This window comes from Streptococcus oralis, assembly GCF_002386345.1.
GTDB lineage: Bacteria > Bacillota > Bacilli > Lactobacillales > Streptococcaceae > Streptococcus > Streptococcus oralis_S.
The window spans coordinates 679,211-699,070 of the sequence record NZ_CP023507.1; the positions used below are offsets into that span (position 1 = coordinate 679,211).

18 protein-coding genes are annotated in these 19,860 nt (G+C 29.9%); all 18 read left to right on the plus strand.

The window, feature by feature from the left end; genetic code table 11:
- Nucleotides 1-204 precede the first annotated feature (204 nt).
- The 18 genes from CO686_RS10525 to CO686_RS03455 all read left to right on the plus strand — a co-directional run bounded on the left by CO686_RS10525 (nt 205) and on the right by CO686_RS03455 (nt 19,856).
- Nucleotides 205-339: a hypothetical protein gene (locus tag CO686_RS10525; RefSeq protein ID WP_257960397.1), complete on the plus strand. Its 135-nt coding sequence runs from the start codon at nt 205-207 to the stop codon at nt 337-339.
- A 439-nt stretch (nt 340-778) separates the two neighbouring features.
- Entirely contained in the window at nt 779-1,102 is a 324-nt protein-coding gene (locus CO686_RS10440) for a hypothetical protein (RefSeq protein WP_253665848.1), read from the plus strand.
- Nucleotides 1,103-1,787: 685 nt separating this feature from the next.
- Nucleotides 1,788-2,690 carry a shikimate dehydrogenase gene (locus CO686_RS03375; protein WP_096753508.1) on the plus strand — a complete coding sequence of 301 codons (903 nt, stop codon included), beginning with the start codon at nt 1,788-1,790 and terminating at the stop codon, nt 2,688-2,690.
- On the plus strand, nt 2,659-3,495 hold the full coding sequence (locus tag CO686_RS03380; protein ID WP_096753509.1) for a sugar phosphate isomerase/epimerase family protein: 837 nt from the start codon (nt 2,659-2,661) through the stop codon (nt 3,493-3,495). The genes CO686_RS03375 and CO686_RS03380 overlap by 32 nt, the downstream gene beginning before the upstream one ends.
- A gap of 1 nt (nt 3,496) precedes the next feature.
- Nucleotides 3,497-4,240, plus strand: coding sequence for a coenzyme F420-0:L-glutamate ligase (locus tag CO686_RS03385; RefSeq protein ID WP_096753510.1), 744 nt, complete (start codon nt 3,497-3,499; stop codon nt 4,238-4,240).
- Nucleotides 4,224-5,210, plus strand: coding sequence for a dehydrogenase (locus tag CO686_RS03390; RefSeq protein ID WP_096753511.1), 987 nt, complete (start codon nt 4,224-4,226; stop codon nt 5,208-5,210). Before CO686_RS03385 ends, CO686_RS03390 begins: the two co-directional genes overlap by 17 nt.
- An 11-nt stretch (nt 5,211-5,221) precedes the next feature.
- Nucleotides 5,222-6,421 (plus strand): methionine adenosyltransferase, encoded by a 1,200-nt coding sequence (locus CO686_RS03395; protein ID WP_096753512.1) that lies wholly within the window; start codon nt 5,222-5,224, stop codon nt 6,419-6,421.
- Nucleotides 6,405-7,382 carry a phosphoenolpyruvate carboxykinase (ATP) gene (locus CO686_RS03400; protein WP_037612947.1) on the plus strand — a complete coding sequence of 326 codons (978 nt, stop codon included), beginning with the start codon at nt 6,405-6,407 and terminating at the stop codon, nt 7,380-7,382. The genes CO686_RS03395 and CO686_RS03400 overlap by 17 nt, the downstream gene beginning before the upstream one ends.
- 42 nt (nt 7,383-7,424) lie before the next feature.
- Nucleotides 7,425-8,432 (plus strand): glycosyltransferase family 2 protein, encoded by a 1,008-nt coding sequence (locus CO686_RS03405; RefSeq protein WP_096753513.1) that lies wholly within the window; start codon nt 7,425-7,427, stop codon nt 8,430-8,432.
- A gap of 307 nt (nt 8,433-8,739) precedes the next feature.
- The gene (locus tag CO686_RS03410) at nt 8,740-11,724 is read left to right on the plus strand and encodes a non-ribosomal peptide synthetase (RefSeq protein ID WP_096753803.1); all 2,985 of its coding nucleotides are present in this window, start codon (nt 8,740-8,742) and stop codon (nt 11,722-11,724) included.
- Between the two features lie 23 nt (nt 11,725-11,747).
- The gene (locus CO686_RS03415; RefSeq protein WP_096753514.1) at nt 11,748-12,905 is read left to right on the plus strand and encodes a nucleotide sugar dehydrogenase; all 1,158 of its coding nucleotides are present in this window, start codon (nt 11,748-11,750) and stop codon (nt 12,903-12,905) included.
- A gap of 88 nt (nt 12,906-12,993) precedes the next feature.
- A complete protein-coding gene (locus CO686_RS03420; RefSeq protein ID WP_096753515.1) occupies nt 12,994-14,202 on the plus strand; it encodes an MFS transporter in 1,209 nt (402 codons plus the stop codon).
- A gap of 678 nt (nt 14,203-14,880) precedes the next feature.
- A complete protein-coding gene (locus tag CO686_RS03425) occupies nt 14,881-15,102 on the plus strand; it encodes a helix-turn-helix domain-containing protein (protein WP_096753516.1) in 222 nt (73 codons plus the stop codon).
- A gap of 307 nt (nt 15,103-15,409) precedes the next feature.
- On the plus strand, nt 15,410-15,679 hold the full coding sequence (locus CO686_RS03435; RefSeq protein WP_000450956.1) for a DUF3173 family protein: 270 nt from the start codon (nt 15,410-15,412) through the stop codon (nt 15,677-15,679).
- Nucleotides 15,651-16,838: a tyrosine-type recombinase/integrase gene (locus CO686_RS03440; RefSeq protein WP_023916207.1), complete on the plus strand. Its 1,188-nt coding sequence runs from the start codon at nt 15,651-15,653 to the stop codon at nt 16,836-16,838. Before CO686_RS03435 ends, CO686_RS03440 begins: the two co-directional genes overlap by 29 nt.
- A gap of 467 nt (nt 16,839-17,305) precedes the next feature.
- Nucleotides 17,306-18,208 (plus strand): DUF2268 domain-containing putative Zn-dependent protease, encoded by a 903-nt coding sequence (locus CO686_RS03445; protein WP_096753518.1) that lies wholly within the window; start codon nt 17,306-17,308, stop codon nt 18,206-18,208.
- Between the two features lie 62 nt (nt 18,209-18,270).
- On the plus strand, nt 18,271-18,639 hold the full coding sequence (locus tag CO686_RS03450; protein ID WP_096753804.1) for an EXLDI protein: 369 nt from the start codon (nt 18,271-18,273) through the stop codon (nt 18,637-18,639).
- 212 nt (nt 18,640-18,851) lie between these two features.
- On the plus strand, nt 18,852-19,856 hold the full coding sequence (locus tag CO686_RS03455) for an NADP-dependent oxidoreductase (RefSeq protein WP_000261426.1): 1,005 nt from the start codon (nt 18,852-18,854) through the stop codon (nt 19,854-19,856).
- The last annotated feature ends 4 nt before the right edge of the window (nt 19,857-19,860 follow it).

Consider the following 19,860-nt stretch of genomic DNA (forward strand, 5'->3'; position numbering starts at 1 on the left):
TTTGTTCGCTTTTTTGTCTAATCTATTGATTTTAAAATTTTATAATAAAGAATTCCCAAAATCAAAATCTTTTTTTCCCAGACTCTTTTTTGAATTCAAAAAATACAAATATGTATCTAATAAAAAAAAATAAAAAAACCTTATAAAATAGTTGACGTAATAATATCGAAATGATAAACTAAAGGCAAAAAAGAGGAAAGACATATGAAAAATTTGTTTAAAAAAATTGTTACTTTAGTAGTTATAGTTTTAATTCTGTTAGGGATTGTATCGAAACCCCAATCTCATATAAAGGCAACAGAAATTGATCCTGGTCCTGCAAACGGTGTTTCTAGATAAAAATTTAGATATTAGAAAACAAAATTTAATATATTAAAAAAGAGTATTAAAATTGTTGATGTTTGAATTCTATATCCTGGCAGATGTATTGAAGGGAGTAAAATATAGTTTAAAAAGTTGTTTAAATCATCATTATATTTGTAAGGAGAGTCTTACCTGTACAGGTAAGTATTTAGTTATAACTAAATACTTACTAATCATATATGCAATTGTTTAATTATTAAAGGATTTTTACTATGCAAGAGGTCATTATTACAAATAAAAAATTAGATTATTTATTAAAATTAGCTGAATGTAAGAATCTAATTTTATACTCTAAAACTGGAAATATAGATTACTTTAAGTTAGATGATAGAATCAGGCGAGATTTATCTAATTTAGATTTAGAAATTTTATATGCAGATACTAGAGATTATGATATTGCATATGCATTATCACAATGTATAGTGCAAAATTTTTAAAAATTAAAACAGAAGCCTTGTTAAATAAGAATAAAGAGTACATATTTATCAGTGAGTATGCAATTCCAAAAGAATTAGATAGTCTGATTATGAGATTATCAATATATAATATTACATACTTAGTTTCTCATGATTTAGAGGCACTATCTGTTTTAATTGCGAAATTTTTGTATCCGTATAAAATTGAGTGTAATGCGAATATAATATTAAATATGCTTGATTCTTCAATTAAAGAAATCTCTAGAGAAAATTTTCATATTGTAAATCGTAAAGGGAATGTATTTGAAAATTATGTAATTTAAAAGAAATTAACTATTTATCCGCAATCGTTAATGGTAATGGTAATTTATTATATTTAGGTCAAGAAAAATTAGTATCAGAAGCAGTAGCAATTAATAGTAATGATACGATATTAGTTGATTTTTTAGACTCTAAAAAAATAAAGTGATTTTCTTAGCTTCTTGTTTTGGAACTGTGCTATCAGGAAAATCATATGTAGATGATTTAATCAAATCAAATGTTGATACTATTATTACATATAGAGGACTAAAAGAAAATGGATTCGCAGAGTGTTCGTGGTTTATTTTATGGAACTATTTTGGTTTTCAATATGATTAAATAGTTAGAATAATCAATAAAAATTTAGAAAAAAGAACAGTAGATGCTCCTAGGTATAGTTTGATTGGCTCTAGCGAGAATGCGTTAACGATTTCTCCATATTGTGAGTATAGTTTTGAAGATAATCATATATTGTGTCATACAGAAAATGAAAATCAATTTTACTTTGGTAAATGTAAACTGCCTTTAAATAAAAACGGAAAGGAAGTCTAAGAATGAAGAAATTTCGAAACTTTTCACGATTTTGATTTTGTTGATGGATATTATCATTATTGTTGGTGGCTAAGATACTTAGGAATAATATATAACTGTGTGTAACAAATATTTTTAATTAGTAGTATCTTATTTAAAAAAGTGGGGAGGAATATTATGTATTCTGCATTACTTGGTAATCCAGTGGAACATTCTATATCGGATGAATTATTTGAATATCTAAATAATATTATAGGAGGTTTAGACGACTATAAACATAAGAAAATTTTAGTGAACTCAGTGTGTTTAGAAGAAAAAATTAAAAATCTAATAAATGATCCACAATGCATTGGATTAAACATAACTTTACCCTATAAAAGAGAAACAATGAAATATATTGATACTTTAGATAAAGTAGCTGAGGTAACCGGATCTGTTAACAATATTTACAAAACTGGAGATATTATTATGGGAACTAATACTGATTGGAAAGGTATTTATGATGCATTAGATTTTTTCAATGTTAACCATTTAAAAAAATGTTGTATTTGGGGTACTGGAGGTACTTCTAGGGCGGCTATTTTTGCTTTACGAAAACTACAAATCTCACCAGTCATTGTATATAGAGAGCCAATTAGTGAAAATACATGGAGTTTAATGGAAAGTTTTTCTGATCTAAAGTTTATTACATATCAGGAATTAGTCAATCAACAACTTTTAAATGATATAGAGATTATAATAAATACTACACCAGTTGGAATGGTAAATTATGAAGATGATTTACCTATAAATCTTGAGCAGTTAGATAGTATTAATTATGAAGATAAATACTTTATGGATGTTGTTTTCAATCCTTTACACACTAAGCTTCATAAATATTTTAGTAGTAAAGGAGTAAAAATAATAGACGGTTTATGGGTTTTACTTTTTCAAGGAATCGAGGCATTTTCATTGTGGTGCGATAAAATCAATGATAGTAAGTATTTTTTACTAAAAGATGATGTAGTACGGATACATAAATTTTTGGAAAGGAAGATACAAGAAACAGATGGTTTTTCATATAACAGTAAATCTCGATGAAATATCAGATAGCTTAGATACTTCGTTGAAATTTTTAAATAATCTATCAATTAAAAGTTGTGAATTAAGAATGATAAATAATAAAAATATTATAAAACTTAGTGACGCAGAGTTAATCAATTTAAAAGAAAAATTGCAAAAGTATAATATAACCCCGGTTTCCATTGCGAGTCCACTTTTTAAATGGAATGTAAAAGGAGAGAATTTAGAAAGTAATCTTGATTTATATGGTATTTCGACTAGTGTTACATTAAATGAACAATGGCTCTATATAAGAAAAATTATTTTTATAGCTAGATTCCTAAATATTAAATATATAAGAATATTTGGTGGAATTGGGTGTTCAGTAGATGATTTCTTGTGCAATGAACTATTTTTGAGTATGTTAAATGAGACTGATATTATTTTTTTAATTGAGAATGAGTTAGGGACTGCTGTGAGCACTGCAGACGACTTGATAAAAATAGGGCATTTTATAGATGAAAAATCGATAAAAAATTTAAAAATTTGGTTTGATATAGCTAATTATTACAGAATTGATCCCAAAGTAGGCCAGCTTATTCAAAAATTGAAAAATTATATCTATTATATTCATTGTAAGAATTATATTATTGATGATTCAGGAATATATTATGTAGAATTAGGAAAAGGAATTATCAACTTCAAAACTCTCATTCATGAAATCCGTGAACATTTTATAAATTTAATTTTTAGTTTAGAAGTACATGAAAAAGAACTGGATAAAAAGGCAGAAGTAGTGAGAAAATCCTATTTAACCCTAAGTGAGTATATTGATGGAGATTAAAATGAATTTAAGTATAGTTGGTTTAAAGAATATTCCTTATTTGAAAGAAGGTGAAAATTTAGAAAAGTTTATTGCAGAGAGTATTAAAGATTCAGATTTTTCTATTGAGGATAATGACGTACTTTGCATAGCTTCTAAAATTGTGTCTATTTCAGAAAATCAAGTTTTGTCTTTGAAACAGGTTCAAGTGAGTGATGAAGCTAAAGAAATTCAGAAGAGCATCCCTCGTAAAGATCCTAGAATAATTGAAATTATGCTCAACTTAGTTAATAGAGACCTGTCACGTTTAGATATAAAAAAAAATTACATTGGATGTAGATTGGAAAATGGTTTAAAGTTGACAAGTGGTGGAATCGATAAAAAATCAGTTGATGAAGTATTTCTCTTGCCTAAAAATCCAGATGCTTCTGCAAAAAGAATCTCAGAATATCTTAAACTGTCACTTGGTAAGAACGTGGCAGTTGTTATAACTGATAGTGATGGTAGGGAGGATAAAAGAGGAGCTACTCAAGTAGCAATTGGCATTTATGGTATTCCTCCATTGAGAAAAACAGCAGTAATAGATTCTAATGGAAAGACAATAAAATTCCAAGAAGAAACTTTATGTGACATGATTGCAGCTAGTGCTGGTTTAGTAATGGGGCAACGTGGAACAGGAATTCCTGCTGTTATTATCAAAGGCATAGAATATGAGTGGTCTGAAACGACAAATATTAAGGATGCAATTAATGAGAGTTCCAATTGAGAGTAAAAATATTTTAATGGTTGGATTTGGTAAAATTGGGAAAATAAAAGCTTATAAATGGATGGGCAGAGGCTACAATGTATATGTAAAAGATATAAAATTTTGTAATTTAATATTACTTAACAAAGGAATCAGTGTAGATGATGATTTATCGAGACAATATTTTACCATTGAAATTTGTACTCCGACTAACCAACATGTAGTAGTATTGAAGAATATTCTAAAAAAATATTTATTTTCATATGTTAGTATAGAGAAACCACTTTGTAATACATTTAAAGATCTAGAGGAAATTACTTCAATCATAAAAAAGCAACCAGATTTAGAAAAAAATATTTTTGTGAGTGAACAATATTTTTATTCTACAATTTTAGATATTTTCTCAAATCATGGATGTTTTTCTTTGAGTGGAACAGAAAAAATACAGATTGAATTTTCTAAAAATAGAATCTCGGATAATGAAAATGGAAGGTTTTTAGATGCGGAGATATTAGGTTACGGAATCGAACTTCCGCATATATTAGCGATTTTAAGATATTTAGGAATATCATCAGATGAATTTGTTAATGGTGTTTTTGTAAATAATCTTTATATAAAAGATTTAAGAAACCATGATTATTCGATAGAAATTTTATCTAGAATTAGAAATATATCGATACAAATTAACAGTAATTTAGGGAGTTTTTCGATAAAAGATGGAAAGCAGATGAATCGGAAAAATGGAACAGTAAGAACTGCTAGAATTGATGACTCAATTCTGATTTTTGATCCACATCCTAAGATTGAAAGATATAGAAGTGAGTTAATTAATGGTGATAATAAAATTCAAATTTCTGATGATATGATAGATAAACAATTAACATTATTAGAAGAGAATAGGATACCAAGAGGGTGTGATATTATTAGTGCTATTGAAATAACAAAAGTGTTACTTAAATTATATTTAGAATGCAATAAAATTTATTTATAGAGGTATAAATTATGGAATTAAAAATTACTAATGATTTTTATAGTCCAAGTCAATTAGCATATGAGGTTGTAGAACGTAAAGGATTAGGTCATCCTGATACCTTAGCTGATGGGATAGCAGAGCAAATTGAAATTGATTATTCTCAGTACTGTTTGAATAGATTTGGCATTATTCCACATCATAATTTTGATAAAATCATTATAAGAGGTGGACATTCCATTCAGAATTTTGGTGGTAGTGACTTTATTGAACCAATTAAAATTATTTTTTTAGGTAGGGCGAGCAAAAAATGTTTTGATATTCCAATTCCACTTTTTAAAATTCAAAAAAAAGCTGCAACTAAATATTTAAATAGAATTCTCCCCAACTTAGATGTTGAAAATTACGTAGAATTCGAAACATTGACTTCAGATTTTACTACAAAATCTAATTGGTTCTCCCCTACTACAATAGAAGACTTACCAGAGTATAAAGATGTACCAAAGGCAAATGACACAGCTACAATGATAAGTTATTGGCCCTTAACAATTTCTGAAGAATTAGCCTTAATGATTGAAGGGTATTTTTATAAATTAGATATCAATAAATTGCCAACGCCACGATTTATTCAAATGGGCGGAGATATTAAAGTGATGGTTGTAAGGAACGATTTACATTATTCTATTAGAATAAATTTTCCCTTAATAAGTAAATTTTTTAACAACGAGATTGAAAGTAGGCTATATGTTGATAAACATGTAGAAAAAATTAAGGAGTATGTTGAACAAAAGTATAAAAAGCTAAACTATTCTATTGATTATAATTACTATTTAACTTCTACAGGTTCTTGTATTGATTTTGGAGAAGAAGGTGCCGTTGGTCGAGGGAATAAAACTCATGGTATCATATCAAGCTTTAGACCAAATACTATGGAAGCACCAGCAGGTAAAAATTGTACTTATTTTGTAGGGAAAGTTTGGGGATTTTTATCTGATATTATTGCTAAAGATATTTATGAAACGTTTAAGACTCCATGCCAAGTAATTATGCAGTCAAATATTGGTTCAGAACTGTATAAACCAACCCATTTATTTATTCAAACAGAAGAAAGTATTGATCAAACAAGGGTATTGGAAATTATTAATAGGCATTTATGTAAAGGTTCAAAAAATACGAATCTAATTTTATCAACTCAACATTTTATTCCTAAAACCAATGTTTATAATGGATAAGACAATTTTATATTTTGGGTTTGTCGGAATTTCTTTTGATGTACCTCACTTTATATTTCAAAATATAAAAGAGCAGGATAATAAAATAAGATGTTCTAGCGAAACAATAAAGATTTTAGGTAGTGTAAAATTTATTGAGAGTAATCAACAATATATAAAATATAATGGCAATGGAAGTATTTTAGTTTATGGTAGATTAGATTATTTTAAAGAAGGTATTTCACTATATTACATTGGAGAGTATTTAGCTGAGTGTCTTTTGATTGAACAGGATAATACATTATTAATTCATGCAGCGTCAGTTTATAATCCTATAACGGATCATTCAATTTTACTCTTAGGGGATAAAGGTGCTGGAAAAACTACTGTCGCACTCAGACTTTGTATAGAACATGGATACCACCTTATAGGTAATGATCAAGTAATATTTGGCTTAGATTCTGGAATATTAGTAACTTGTGCAGGAACCTCATTCTTTAAAATTAGAAGAACAGCTGTTTTGTCAGATAAATTACTATTTAGACTGTTTAGTAAATATTTTAATCATCCATCACACTTCAATCAGGCAAGCTGGGATGATAAAATTTCAATTGACCCAGGAGAGTTAGGGATACGTACTTGTAATTTTTCTGTTGAAATTTCAGAAATTTATTACATAAAAGCAGACAAACAAGAAAAACAAATATGTCAATCAATTTGGAATGATAGTTTAGCCAGCTTATTTCTAAATGAAATATTGGGAAGACATATATCTGGACAAGTTGCATGTTTTCAATCAGATAAAGGAAAGTATTTTTCTGCTATGCCTTTAATAAATTATGAAAAAAATAATAGAGTACGTGAACAAATAGTAAAGAAAATTTTCACTAATAATAAATTATATAAAATTATTGCAGATTCTCCTGATAAATTAGCAAAAAAAATTTTAGAAAATGCTAGTGAAAACTCATATTACGAATGAATTGGGAATTGATGTGAATATATTGAAAAAGGAGTGGTAAATATGTTTGTGATAGGCATTCCAACCTTAAATGAGGCAGATAATATCAGTAGATTGGTTAAACAAATCGATGAGTATGCTGTAAATTTAGGGAAGGAAATTATTATTATTAATTCAGATAGTAATAGTACAGATGGAACACCGCAGATTTTTTTAGAAACAAAAACTTATAATACTAAAATTTCTATAGTATCAAAGCTTAAGGGAAAAGGTTATAACGTGAGAAATATTTTTGAATATACGATAAATAATTTTTCAAGTTTTTCAGGTTTGATTTTGATTGACGGGGACGTTGTCTCATTGGAAAAAATATGGCTAGAAAAAATGTTTATGTCAATTGAATCTGGTTATGATCTTATAATCCCAAATTATGCTAGAAAATTTTTTGAAGGAAATGCGACGAATCATTTTATTTATCCTATGTTAGTGAAAATTTTTAAAAGTGACGTACCTTATCAATGTATTTCTGGCGATTTTGGTTTTTCGAAGGAACTGGTAAAAGAGTTAACTTTGAAGTGTAATTGGCACAAGTATTCAAAAGGTTACGGAATAGATATCTTTTTAACCTTAACTGCGATGTTAAAGTCATACAAAATTAAGGAAATTGATTTACAATCAAAGATTCATAAAAAAAGCTTTGGGAAAATTGAAAAAATTTTTTTAGAAGTTTCTCAAAGTTTTTTCGAGACTATCAAAGATGATTTTTCAAATAAAGACAGATGGATTTTAAATATAGATTTTGAAAATCATTTAAGACGGTTTATTCATTCAAATGATATCCCTTCCAACGATGATATTGAGAACTTAAAGATAAAGGCGTTATTTTTATTACAAGAAGAGAACAAGTATTCATATGGACTGTTAGATGTAGAGTGGGACAGAATATTGTCTAATGCGATTAAAAATATTTACAACTATAGTAGTGAAGAACATTCAGTACATTTATTACCTTTTTATTTGTTGAGGATATACAATTATCTAAAGTATAGTAAACTTAAAGACTCTAATTAAATATAGAGGGAGGATAATTTATGGAATATTTTAACATATTTAGTTAATATAAATAGCGGATTCAATAGGTTGGTTTGCTTGTTTGCATTAATAGTTTATTGTTGTTACTTTGAACTATAACGATACATCTATTATAGATTGTAAATCATTATCTGAGTTAGTTTTCTTACTGAGGTACAAAAATATTCAATTTTTGAACAATTCTTTTAATAATCCTCAGTAAGGTTAACGTCAGTATGAATTTTGATATTGATATTAAAAGGTAGGAATAGAAAATATGAATCTATTTTTTAGAAAGAAGAATAGTATGATTGAGATGTTAATGGATATGTTGGGGACAATTAGAGAAACAGATCCGAGTAGAACTGCTATAAAAGATAATACAAGAGTACTTTCATATTGTGAAGTGGATACAATAACTAATATAGTAGCTAATCAAATAGTTCGCAAAATTGGGGTGAACCAACGTGTTGCTGTTATCTTACCACATGGGATTAATCAAATATTAGCTATGATTGCAATATTAAAATCGAATAACTGTTATGTTCCGATAGATTACTCTTTAAATGGAGATAAAATTAAAAAAATTTATTCATCCACCCAAGCTGTGATGTACATATCTGATAAAAATATTCCGTATGTTTCAAAAACGAATTTTTTGGATGTTTCAGAATTTATTACAAAGAAATCAGATGAGAAATTGCCGATAGAAAATCCTTTTATATACCTTAGAGAACGAGAAGCTTATATTTTGCACACATCTGGATCAACGGGTGAACCAAAAGGTGTAATAGTGTCGATAGCCAATTTAGATTATATCATAAGAAACTTGAATACTATAACACCTGCCGTCGAAGAATCTAGATATTTATTTTCAACACCATATAGTTTTGATGTATCGATCACAGAAATGTTAGGTTGGATAGTGAGCGGCAGTAGCGTATACTGTCTAGATTTGAGTGTTCCCTCGAATTATAAATGTTTAGCAGAAATTATTTTTAAAAATAAAATAACGCATCTAGCCTTTTCTCCTGCGGCATTTTTAGCATTTATAGAGAGATTAGAACAACCGATATTGCAAAAATTAGATTCTACCATTAAGTATGTTGTTATTGCTGGTGAAAAATTTAATTTATCAATTTATAGACTTTGGAAAAGAAATAAGCTAAATTTTAAATTGATTAATGCGTATGGGCCTACAGAGACTACAATATATGCGACAGCGCATATTATTACGAAAGACGAGACGGAAGACATACCCATAGGTGTTCCATTAGAGGGTGTAAAATATATCATTAAAAGCAACGGAACCCACAATTATGGTGAACTTTATATTGGCGGGAAGGGAGTATCAAAAGGGTATACTAACACAAGTCTAAATAATGAAAAATTTCCAGTAATTGATGGGGATAGATATTATTCTACTGGTGATATTGTTTACTATAAAAATGGAAGTCTTTACTATGTTGGAAGAAAAGATAATCAAATTCAGAAAAATGGAATTCGTATAGAGTTAGGGGAAATTGAAAAAGGTATTGAGAGCAATGGTAAAGTAATTCAAGTTTTAGTATTACAGATTGAAAAGCAAATAGTCGCTTTTTATACAGGATATATCAGTCCTCAAAATCTTAAAAGGTTCTGTTTAAAAAATATTTCAAAATATATGATACCCAATTCCTTTATTAAGGTTGAACAGTTTCCTATGACTGTTAATAGAAAAATAGATAAAACTTTTTTAAAAGAAATATTTAAAGAGAGAAATCAAAATAATTTGGTAAGTGCAGCTGATTATAATAATCTAAGTGATGATGAAGTACAGATTTTAAAACTAGTATCTAAGAAATTAAATATTTCTATTACTAAGTTGGATATTTCAAAAGATTTTTTTGAAAATGGAGGAGATTCACTTTCTTTATTTACATTTATATTAGATCTTGAAGATTACTATGGAGTTTCAATACCCATGGATGATATTTATGGGAAAAAACTCTATGATTTGATTCGAGAACTTAAGGGCAATATAAAAAGAAAATTACATGTAGAAAAAACTGATAACTTGCTGGACATGAGAAATGAAGATTTTTATTCAAAGACTGAAATAAAATTTTTATATGACAGTTATTTAAGAAATACCAATAAAGTGATTTCCAAATTTCAGGCTATACATTGCCAAAGAATTTACTATTATGATAACTATAGAAATATTTTAACTTCAACCTTTGAATATAAAAATTGTAGTATTGAAAAAATTAAATCAGTTGTCCAACAAGTGGTTGCTTCAAATAGTTTATTGCACTCAAAAATCTCTGTAGATGAAAAACGAATGAACTTTGAAATTGTAAAACCTAATTTGGATATACCAGTATTAAAAGTATCAAACCAATCTGAACTAACTTATTTGGAAGATCTACTTGAAGATGTTGGGGAAGATATGATTCCTACATCACGTAATCAAGGCGGACAATTAGCGATGCCAATTATTATTAGCAACGGATTGAATGGGAAAATTATTATTCAAATGGACCATTCTATATCCGATTTATCCAGTATCAGTATTATAAAAAAGCAAATTGGTAGACTAGTTAGTGGTATCGAAGATACATTAACAAATGATGAAAATTATAAATATTATTGTGAGAAAATAAGAGAAATAAACAAAAAAGATTCATTGGAAAAAAATCAATATCATCATTTATTATTGAAAGAATCTAAAAAAATTAAACACCATACGAAATTTCTTTCAGACACTTTGAATTCTTTATCGATCATCCACGCACCAGATTATTCGAATATTGATAGTATTTTATATATTTCATTTAAAATTTCAAAAAAACTTTGTAAAGCATCCGGGAATAGTACTTTAATAATATCTACAATCTTTAATAACAGAGATTTAAAGGCTCTTAATCTACAAAATACAATTGGGGATTGTCATAGTTCTAAATATTTGATTTATAGAGAAGAAGATACCTTTGAGGAATATAAAAAAAGGAATTTCCCCCTTTTCATCAGTGAAGATGATAATGTAATCTACTATAGACCTGGGTTCATTTTTAATGAATTTTATCCAAATGTGTCAAACTGGCGACAAGAGATCAAGAAAAAACTTGCTAGTATTTCTTTGGTTTCTTTAAACTTTATAGGTATTATTAGTGAGCAGAAAAAGAAGCAATATTTAGATTCTTTTTCTGATATATCTGAATTCTTAGGTAAACACCCTAGAATTTATATAACTTCATTCAGGTATAAAAATCAATTTTATATTTTATCTAACAAAAAAATTGATTTATAAAAAGCTTTATAATAGAGGGTAATATGAAAATCACAGTCGTAGGTGTTGGATATGTTGGGTTATCAATAGGGGTACTACTTGCAAGAGAACATGTAGTTACTTTTTTTGATATTGACAATAAAAAAGTTGATTTAATAAATAAAAGGCAATCTCCTCTAAAAGAGAACGCTATAAAGAAATTTTTGCTTGAGGCAAAAAATATTAATGCAACTACATCTGAAGAATTAGCTTATAAGGATGCAACTTTTATAATATTGACATTGCCAACCAATCTGAAAATGAATAAGCTTGATACTTCCTATGTCGAAATTACAATAGATAATATTTTAAAGATAAATAAAAAGGCTACAATTGTTGTAAAGTCAACAGTTCCAATAGGTTTTACCAAATATTTAAGAAATCGTTTTAACTATAATGATATAATTTTTTCTCCTGAGTTCCTTCGGGAAGGTTATACTATTCATGATCAATTGTATCCTTCGAGGATTATTGTTGGTAATGAATCTAAAAATTCTCAATTATTTTTAGACATAATGATGAAAATAGCAGTTGAAGAAAACTTGCCAACTTTATTAATTGGGTCTTCTGAAGCAGAAGCGATAAAGCTATTTTCGAATGCATACTTAGCACAAAAAATTGCTTTTTTTAATGAGTTGGATACATTTGCTGAGATGCAGAATTTAGACTCTAAAAAAATTATTGAGGGGATGGGGTACGATTGGAGAATAGGAAATTCGTATAATAATCCTTCATTCGGTTTTGGTGGTTACTGTCTTCCTAAAGATGTTAAGCAATTAGAGTATCATTTTAAAGATATTTCTGCGCCAATTATTACAAGTATAAACAAGTCTAATTTATTTAGAAAAGTTCATATAGCAAAAATGATTTTAAATAGCTCAGCTAAAACCATAGGAATTTATAGAATTAATTCAAAAAAAGAGTCAGATAATTGCAGAGAATCTTCTACAATTGATGTTGTTAGACATATAAAAAGAAGTGGCAGAGATGTTGTAATATTTGAGCCTTTAATTAAAGACAAAATGTTTTTGGATTGCCCTATAATTAATGATTTTAATGAGTTTAGTGCTCATTCTGATATTATAGTTGCTAATAGAATAGATGACATTCTGATGAAATATAACTCAAAAGTTTTTACACGAGATATTTTTCAATATGATTAACAAAAAGATTGATATTTGAACAAAGTATTTTTTATTTAATAATTTCAGTTAATAGTTGTCGTACCCGAGAATTTTAAAGATCTATAAAATGAATAATATGAAAAAAAATATTCTATACTTGGTGTATAGTAAAGGTATATCTCGAATAGGAGATGTTATGTTTGACTACGCTAATAACAGATTTCTTGCAGGGATCAATCCAACGTCACTATCGTTGGTTGCTATCTATCAATCATTAGAAAGTGTGATAGGAGTTCTATTTAATTTATTCGGTGGAGTCATTGCAGATAGCTTCAATCGGAAAAAAATTATTATTGCTACAAACATCTTATGTGGTCTTTCTTGCATAACTCTTTCATTTATATCCCAAGAACAATGGTTGGTTTATGCGATAGTCATAACAAATGTCATTTTGGCTTTTATGAGTGCTTTTTCAGGGCCATCATACAAAGCTTTTACGAAAGAAATTGTAAAAAAGGACAGTATATCACAACTTAATTCATTGTTAGAAACAACAAGTACTGTGATTAAAGTAACAATTCCTATGATTGCAATTTTCTTATATAAGTTACTTGGAATACATGGTGTGTTATTATTAGATGGATTATCGTTTTTAATTGCTGCCTCACTAATTTTCTTCATTACTCCTGTAAATGAGGAGGTGGAGACAAAAGAGAATATGACGATAAGAGGAATCTTTGATGATTTAAAAATAGGATTTACGTATGTATATAGTCATAAACAAATTCTTATTATAATTGCCCTTTCAGCACTTGTTAACTTTTTTCTAGCAGCCTATAATTTGTTGCTGCCATACAGTAATCAAATGTTTGGAAGTATTTCAAGTGGGCTATATGGAACCTTTTTAACAGCCGAAGCGATTGGTGGCTTTATGGGTGCGATATTAAGTGGATTTATCAATAAATCCTTGTCAAGCAAACGTTTAATGCTCTTTTTAGCATATTCAGGTTTGATGTTAATGCTAGTAGCGCCACTCTATTATATGTTCCGCAACGTCATTATTTTAGCCTTTTCTCCAGCATTATTTAGTCTATTTCTTTCCATTTTTAATATCCAATTTTTCTCTATTGTTCAAAGAGACGTAGATAATGAGTTTCTTGGCAGAGTATTTGGAATCATCTTTACGGTAGCTATTCTTTTTATGCCACTAGGTACTGTTTTTTTCTCAGTAGTTTTAAATCCTAACAATACTTTTAATCTTTTTATTATTGGTGTATCTATTACGATATTATCGCTAATATTCAGCACGCTATTGAAGAGGTATGATAGAAGTTGATAGATGATAAAAATATCTGATATAGAGAATTTAGAGCGCCTTTGGAATATATTTTTGGAATTTAATCAATCACAGTTGAATGTGAAGGGCAATCTGTTTTATAAGAATACAATCAAGATATCATTATGCTATTACTTTAGTTCAGTTAAAATATTGAGAAGTATTACTTTTATTTAAAAAGCATCATAAAGGACTCCAATTAATTTTTAATGATTTTTCTAATCTAATTTTGTGGTTATTGACAAATAAAGTCTAGTTAATTGCTTTAAAATCCATGGATTGGTTTATATACATCTGTTAATGCAACGGATAATTTTATTGATAAGTAGGGAGTGGCTATTATTCAACTTTTAGGTTCTGAAAGTAAGAGATTCATATTAGAAATATCATGTTGACCATTTTTCAATTTGCTGGTTAGTAGTAATCTGGACATCATTAATCCCTTCCTTAACAAAATTATGTGACTTTTGTTACCGGATTACTGCTGATTTTTTAATAGCTTATAACATTTTTAGACGGTTAATAGATTTTGACCGTCTTTCTTAATATTGTCTTACCTATAATAGATATGCTTATGAGATATGTTTAATAAATTAATTTTAGTTCAAAATGTCCAGTTAGGACACTTTGAATGATTTCTTAGTTTTATATATTATACTTTTCTCAGGAGAAAGCTAGATGTACAGACGTTTGAGAGATTTGAGGGAAGATCACGATTTGACCCAAAAACAAATAGCCAAAACACTTTCGTTTACAAACTCAGCTTATGCTAAAATTGAACGGGGTGAGCATACGTTAACAGCAGATGTATTGGTAACTCTCTCAAACTTTTACGATGTCAGTACAGACTACCTATTGGGATTGACAGATTTTCCTGATAAAATTCGCTTTAGAAAATAATCTCCTCAATTTCATAGAGTGTGAAAATGAGGAGATTATTTTATTTGGTTCTTTGACAATTAAATAGTCCAAAATGGTACTTTCCTCATTTGTGGAGCAGTTTTGAATGGCTCGCCATGATAAGAGCGACATAAAAACCATCAATAAAATAGAGCGATACTTTATATGCCATGATACAAATGATATACAATGATACTTCTGACCGTTCAGGCTGCCACCGTAAAAGAGCAGCAAGTGTAATTCTTATGATGACTTCATCAGTCATGCCATGGAGGTGAAAAAATCTAAGAAAGGAAGTAGTAAAATCATGGAAACAGTAAACTATAAAGATTTAGTTGCGATTGGTTTTCCAGAGCACACATCGAGGAATATTATTAGACAAGCAAAAAAGATTGCTGTAAAAAAGTTTGAAGAAGCTAGAAAAAATGATAAGAATGCGGTACAATTAGGATGTTCACCTTTCGATAATAAAAGGTTAGGCATTGCTCCTAAAAATATTGTAGAAAATTTAATTGGTATTTCTTTTTCAGATATAGAAGGTGAGAAAAATGGTTATATCAAAGACAAAGAAATATAAAGGTGTATACAAAGATTCAAAAGGAAAAATTTATTTTCAAATTGAATTAGGAGTTGATCCAATAACTGGGAAAAGAATTCAAAAGAAAGGAAGGAAAAATCAACAGGGACTACCGTTTAATTCTTTTAAGGAAGCATATGAAGAGATACTTCGTTTAAAACATGAATTTGTGAACTCTACTATTAATAATAGTTTTCTAACTTTTAGAGAGTTTATGGAAGAGATTTATTTAAAATATTATCAACAAAAAGTTCAATTTGTAACTTATCAGACCGCTTTACCACATCATCAGTTATTTATTAAGCAATTTGGTAGTAAAAAATTATCAGATATTAGTACTATTGACTGTGAAAGATTTCGCTTAGCTATTATAGACAAGTATTCTAGTAACTATGCTAAAAATATGTGGTCTAGATTTAAAGCATGTCTGGGCTATGCAGAAAGATTGGGTTATATTGATAGAGTTCCTTTTAAAGGATTAGATAATCCTAGAGGAAAGCACCCTGATACAAAATTTTGGACATTTGATGAATTTAAGAAGGTAATAAACTCTTTTGATATTAGTGAGTATGAGGGACTCCATAATTACATGACGATCTGGTTATATTTTATGACTGGTTTAAGAGTTAGTGAGGGTATTGCTCTTAAATGGGAAGATATTGATTTTGAACGTAAATGGATTCATGTTCATTCGACGATTGAGAAAGATAAAAACGGTGTATGGTATGCTAAACAACAAACAAAGACAGTAGCAGGGAATCGTAAAATTGATTTAGATGATTTTACGATTACAATACTTAAAAAATGGCGAGAAGTTCAAATCAAGAATGATGATAAAGATTATGTAATATCACGTTTTGGTGCCCCCTTGTGTAAGTCTACAATTTCTAGGATAATAAAAAGGCATTCTAAGATTACTGGTGTACCAGAAATTACGGGGAAAGGATTAAGACATAGTCATGCATCTTATCTTATAAATGTGTTACATAAGGATACTTTATATGTTTCATATCGATTAGGACACGCTGATAAGTCAACCACGTTGAATACATATAGTCATTGGTATTATTCAGGTGATTCAACAATTTCAGAAGAGATTACAAACAGTTTAGATAATCTTGGATTATCAATTTACCTACCAAATTCCTGCCAGAGTTGAAAATTGAGGAATTAACCCACTAATACTGGGAGAAAATAGGATTTGCAAATTGTTACTCTTAAATAATAGAGCGACTACATTAGTAGCTTAAAAAACATATAAAACCGCTATTCTTAGGAGTAGCGGTTTTTTCTTTTGGTTCAAGAAGGGGCAAACTAATTATATAGTTTATCTAGGAGACAAACAAGTTTTGAATAATAGGCTTTCCATAAAAAATGATACAAGTTTTTACCCTTCAGGATTTATTTTTTTCTAGTATCATCATTCCTATGAACAGTAGAAAAGTAAGTTTTTAATTTATTGATACTCTGGATATTATAATCTCAGTATTAAAGAACTTTATTGAAGGTAATTTTCGAACGGTTTGAGGTAATTTCAATGAAATTTTAATAGATATTTTAATTTTCTTCTTGACTCTGACCTTAGGGAAGGGATTATACTAATAATAGATAAGAAAGGAGATTATTATGCAAATCAATATGATTCGTTCAGATAAAGTTTACCAAGAGATGCTCGAGCTTCCTTTAGAAAAGAGAGAAGGCTGTTTTCGAGCGAAAATATTAGCACCTTTTGCAACCAAATACCAAACGCAACACATCCCTCTGAAAGCAAAGTATCCTGGAGGATTTGACGCTCTATTCCTACTTGGTTTTATGAATCAGTTACCCTCAACTCTCTCAGAAAAGGATAGACCAGCTATAGACGCTCTGAGCTCTGATCAACTCTGGCAAAATTGTCAAGATACCATCAAGAGGAGTATTGGGCTTTTTGAGCAGGCTGGCTATGACTTAGAGGTTGAGGATTACCATTTTACTATTTTATTGGGCAATCCAGAAAAACCTATGCTACAGCTCAATAAGGGTTATAGCGGAGATGGCGGAATTCCAGGCTACCTCATGCTTAGTCTGCTACCAAATGACTATACTTTACCACGTGTGCAGGCTGCGTTGGCTCATGAGTGCAATCACAATGTCCGCTTTCAATTTGTCAAATGGAATCAGCAGACGACACTAGCAGACTGGGTAGTCAGTGAAGGCTTGGCAGAGTCTTTTGCGGCTGAGCTCTATGGTAAGGATCTCATTGGGCCTTGGGTTACTTCAACCAGTCCAGAGCAGTTAGAAGAGAATAAGCCCATCATCTCCAGTCAGCTTCAGCTAACGGGGATGGCGGAAATGGCTCCTTATCTATACGGTGATGAAATCGCGAAGATACAGGGTCAAATTCCGGTTGGTATGCCCTATGCTGCGGGCTATGCTTATGGTTATCATTTGATACAAGCTTATCTGAAAAAGACTGGCAAGAGCATTATTGAGGCCACAGTGACGCCTACAGAAGAGATTTTAGAGGCGACGAAAGACTTTTGGAAATGATATTTTTGCTTGCAAATCTGCCAGAGTTTGATATAATGAAAGTAATTTTTGGAGGTGACTATATGCACTATAAAAGAGTTGAATTAAAGGCCACAAATCAAGGTATCCATGAACGCAAGATCTTTCAAGGTGTTAAGATTTTCAGTCGTAGCAAGTTATCCAAAGATCAGAAAAGCATTCTAACACAGAAGATTTACCTGACTCCGAAGCAAAACATCGTTTACTATCAACGGACAGATGTCAACTATGACCAGAACTGGCAGCATAATAAGGACTATTACGAACTAGTTTATGGTCGGTTGGACAGAGAGACTGTTTTTAAGGTTTGTCAAGATTTTGACGAACTAAGTCCTTTTCTGGAAAATGAGCTGCTTGAGAAGCTAAAAGAAAAGCAGTTAACAGGCAAATTTTTTGAAAAATTAGATATATAAAAATCCGGCTGCTTTTATAAGCAGTCGGATTTCTTTGAGTTATAGTTTGATAATCTTTCATGATAAAAATAGATCTATTTTTATCATGAACAGCTCACTTAGTTAGAAGTTTTGGAAACAGTATAGTTGACATCTATGGAGAATAAGCATATAATCAAGAATAATGATTGAGTGCTCACTCAATTTTGTAGATGTGTAAAGGAGTTCATACAATGGTTGTTCAAGCAATACAATATAGTCGTTTCGGTGATGAAGAAGTGCTAGATTTGGTGAACATTAAATCTGATGTTTTGGAAGTGAATCAAGTTAGGGTAGAAGTTCATGCTGTTGGTTTAAATCCTATTGATTATAAGACTTTTGAAGGTGCAAAGCCACTCCGATTTCTATCTTTTATGACAAAACTCAGGAAGCCAAGTCGTTGGTTTGAGTCAAAATCATCTCTTTTTCCAAGAGGTGTTGGTCGGGATTTTGCTGGAGTTATCACAGAAGTTGGCGAAGGAGTAAATCGGTTTGCAGTAGGGGATAAGGTTTTTGGAACAATGATCAGTGACCCTGGATTGGGTACCAAGAGGGGAGCTTTGGCAACAGAAGTTTGTGTCAATGAATCAGAAATTGTGTTGAAACCAGAGATGATTGATATGAACCATGCAGCTACTATGGGTGTAGCCTCTCTAACAGTGGGAGGTGCTTTTAGAAAGATTGAGCTAAACTCTAAAGATGTTGTAGTTATTTCAGCAGCAGCAGGTGGTATTGGAAGTATCGCAGTACAGTATGCAGTTGCTAAGGGTGCGACAGTTATTGGAATTGCAAGTAAGAAAAATTCAGAATATCTGAAGTCTTTAGGTGCTATACCAGTAGCTTACGAAGAGAACATCCAGAATGCTCTTCTATCAGCAAGTGCAAAGCCAATTACAAAATTCTTGGATTGCTATGGAAGGGATTATGTTAAATTGGCTTTCAGTTTAGGATTGAAGGGCACGGCTATTGGAACGCTAGTACCTTCACCATATGTTATGATAAGAGGAGCTCAGTTCACGGGTCCGAGACATTCTACATATGATGATTTTAACACTCTAGCGGAAATGGTCTCAGATGGGAAGGTTCGGCTGAATATTGACCAGGTTTATGATTTTTCTCTAAAGTCAGTTAGAGAGGCATATCGTAGCCTGAAGTCGGGACATACTCGAGGTAAGAAAGTTGTAAAAGTAAGAGGGTAGGAGA

What these genes read in the sequence shown, in the direction of transcription:
- CO686_RS03435 (WP_000450956.1), top strand. Translation starts at nt 15,410, where the DNA reads ATGGAAACAGTAAACTATAAAGATTTAGTTGCGATTGGTTTTCCAGAG.
- CO686_RS10440 (WP_253665848.1), top strand. Translation starts at nt 779, where the DNA reads ATGTATAGTGCAAAATTTTTAAAAATTAAAACAGAAGCCTTGTTAAAT.
- CO686_RS03440 (WP_023916207.1), top strand. Translation starts at nt 15,651, where the DNA reads ATGGTTATATCAAAGACAAAGAAATATAAAGGTGTATACAAAGATTCA.
- CO686_RS03400 (WP_037612947.1), top strand. Translation starts at nt 6,405, where the DNA reads ATGTTTATAATGGATAAGACAATTTTATATTTTGGGTTTGTCGGAATT.
- CO686_RS03380 (WP_096753509.1), top strand. Translation starts at nt 2,659, where the DNA reads ATGGTTTTTCATATAACAGTAAATCTCGATGAAATATCAGATAGCTTA.
- CO686_RS03450 (WP_096753804.1), top strand. Translation starts at nt 18,271, where the DNA reads ATGCACTATAAAAGAGTTGAATTAAAGGCCACAAATCAAGGTATCCAT.
- CO686_RS03425 (WP_096753516.1), top strand. Translation starts at nt 14,881, where the DNA reads ATGTACAGACGTTTGAGAGATTTGAGGGAAGATCACGATTTGACCCAA.
- CO686_RS03455 (WP_000261426.1), top strand. Translation starts at nt 18,852, where the DNA reads ATGGTTGTTCAAGCAATACAATATAGTCGTTTCGGTGATGAAGAAGTG.
- CO686_RS03405 (WP_096753513.1), top strand. Translation starts at nt 7,425, where the DNA reads ATGTTTGTGATAGGCATTCCAACCTTAAATGAGGCAGATAATATCAGT.
- CO686_RS03415 (WP_096753514.1), top strand. Translation starts at nt 11,748, where the DNA reads ATGAAAATCACAGTCGTAGGTGTTGGATATGTTGGGTTATCAATAGGG.
- CO686_RS03445 (WP_096753518.1), top strand. Translation starts at nt 17,306, where the DNA reads ATGCAAATCAATATGATTCGTTCAGATAAAGTTTACCAAGAGATGCTC.
- CO686_RS03375 (WP_096753508.1), top strand. Translation starts at nt 1,788, where the DNA reads ATGTATTCTGCATTACTTGGTAATCCAGTGGAACATTCTATATCGGAT.
- CO686_RS10525 (WP_257960397.1), top strand. Translation starts at nt 205, where the DNA reads ATGAAAAATTTGTTTAAAAAAATTGTTACTTTAGTAGTTATAGTTTTA.
- CO686_RS03410 (WP_096753803.1), top strand. Translation starts at nt 8,740, where the DNA reads ATGATTGAGATGTTAATGGATATGTTGGGGACAATTAGAGAAACAGAT.
- CO686_RS03395 (WP_096753512.1), top strand. Translation starts at nt 5,222, where the DNA reads ATGGAATTAAAAATTACTAATGATTTTTATAGTCCAAGTCAATTAGCA.
- CO686_RS03385 (WP_096753510.1), top strand. Translation starts at nt 3,497, where the DNA reads ATGAATTTAAGTATAGTTGGTTTAAAGAATATTCCTTATTTGAAAGAA.
- CO686_RS03390 (WP_096753511.1), top strand. Translation starts at nt 4,224, where the DNA reads ATGAGAGTTCCAATTGAGAGTAAAAATATTTTAATGGTTGGATTTGGT.
- CO686_RS03420 (WP_096753515.1), top strand. Translation starts at nt 12,994, where the DNA reads ATGAATAATATGAAAAAAAATATTCTATACTTGGTGTATAGTAAAGGT.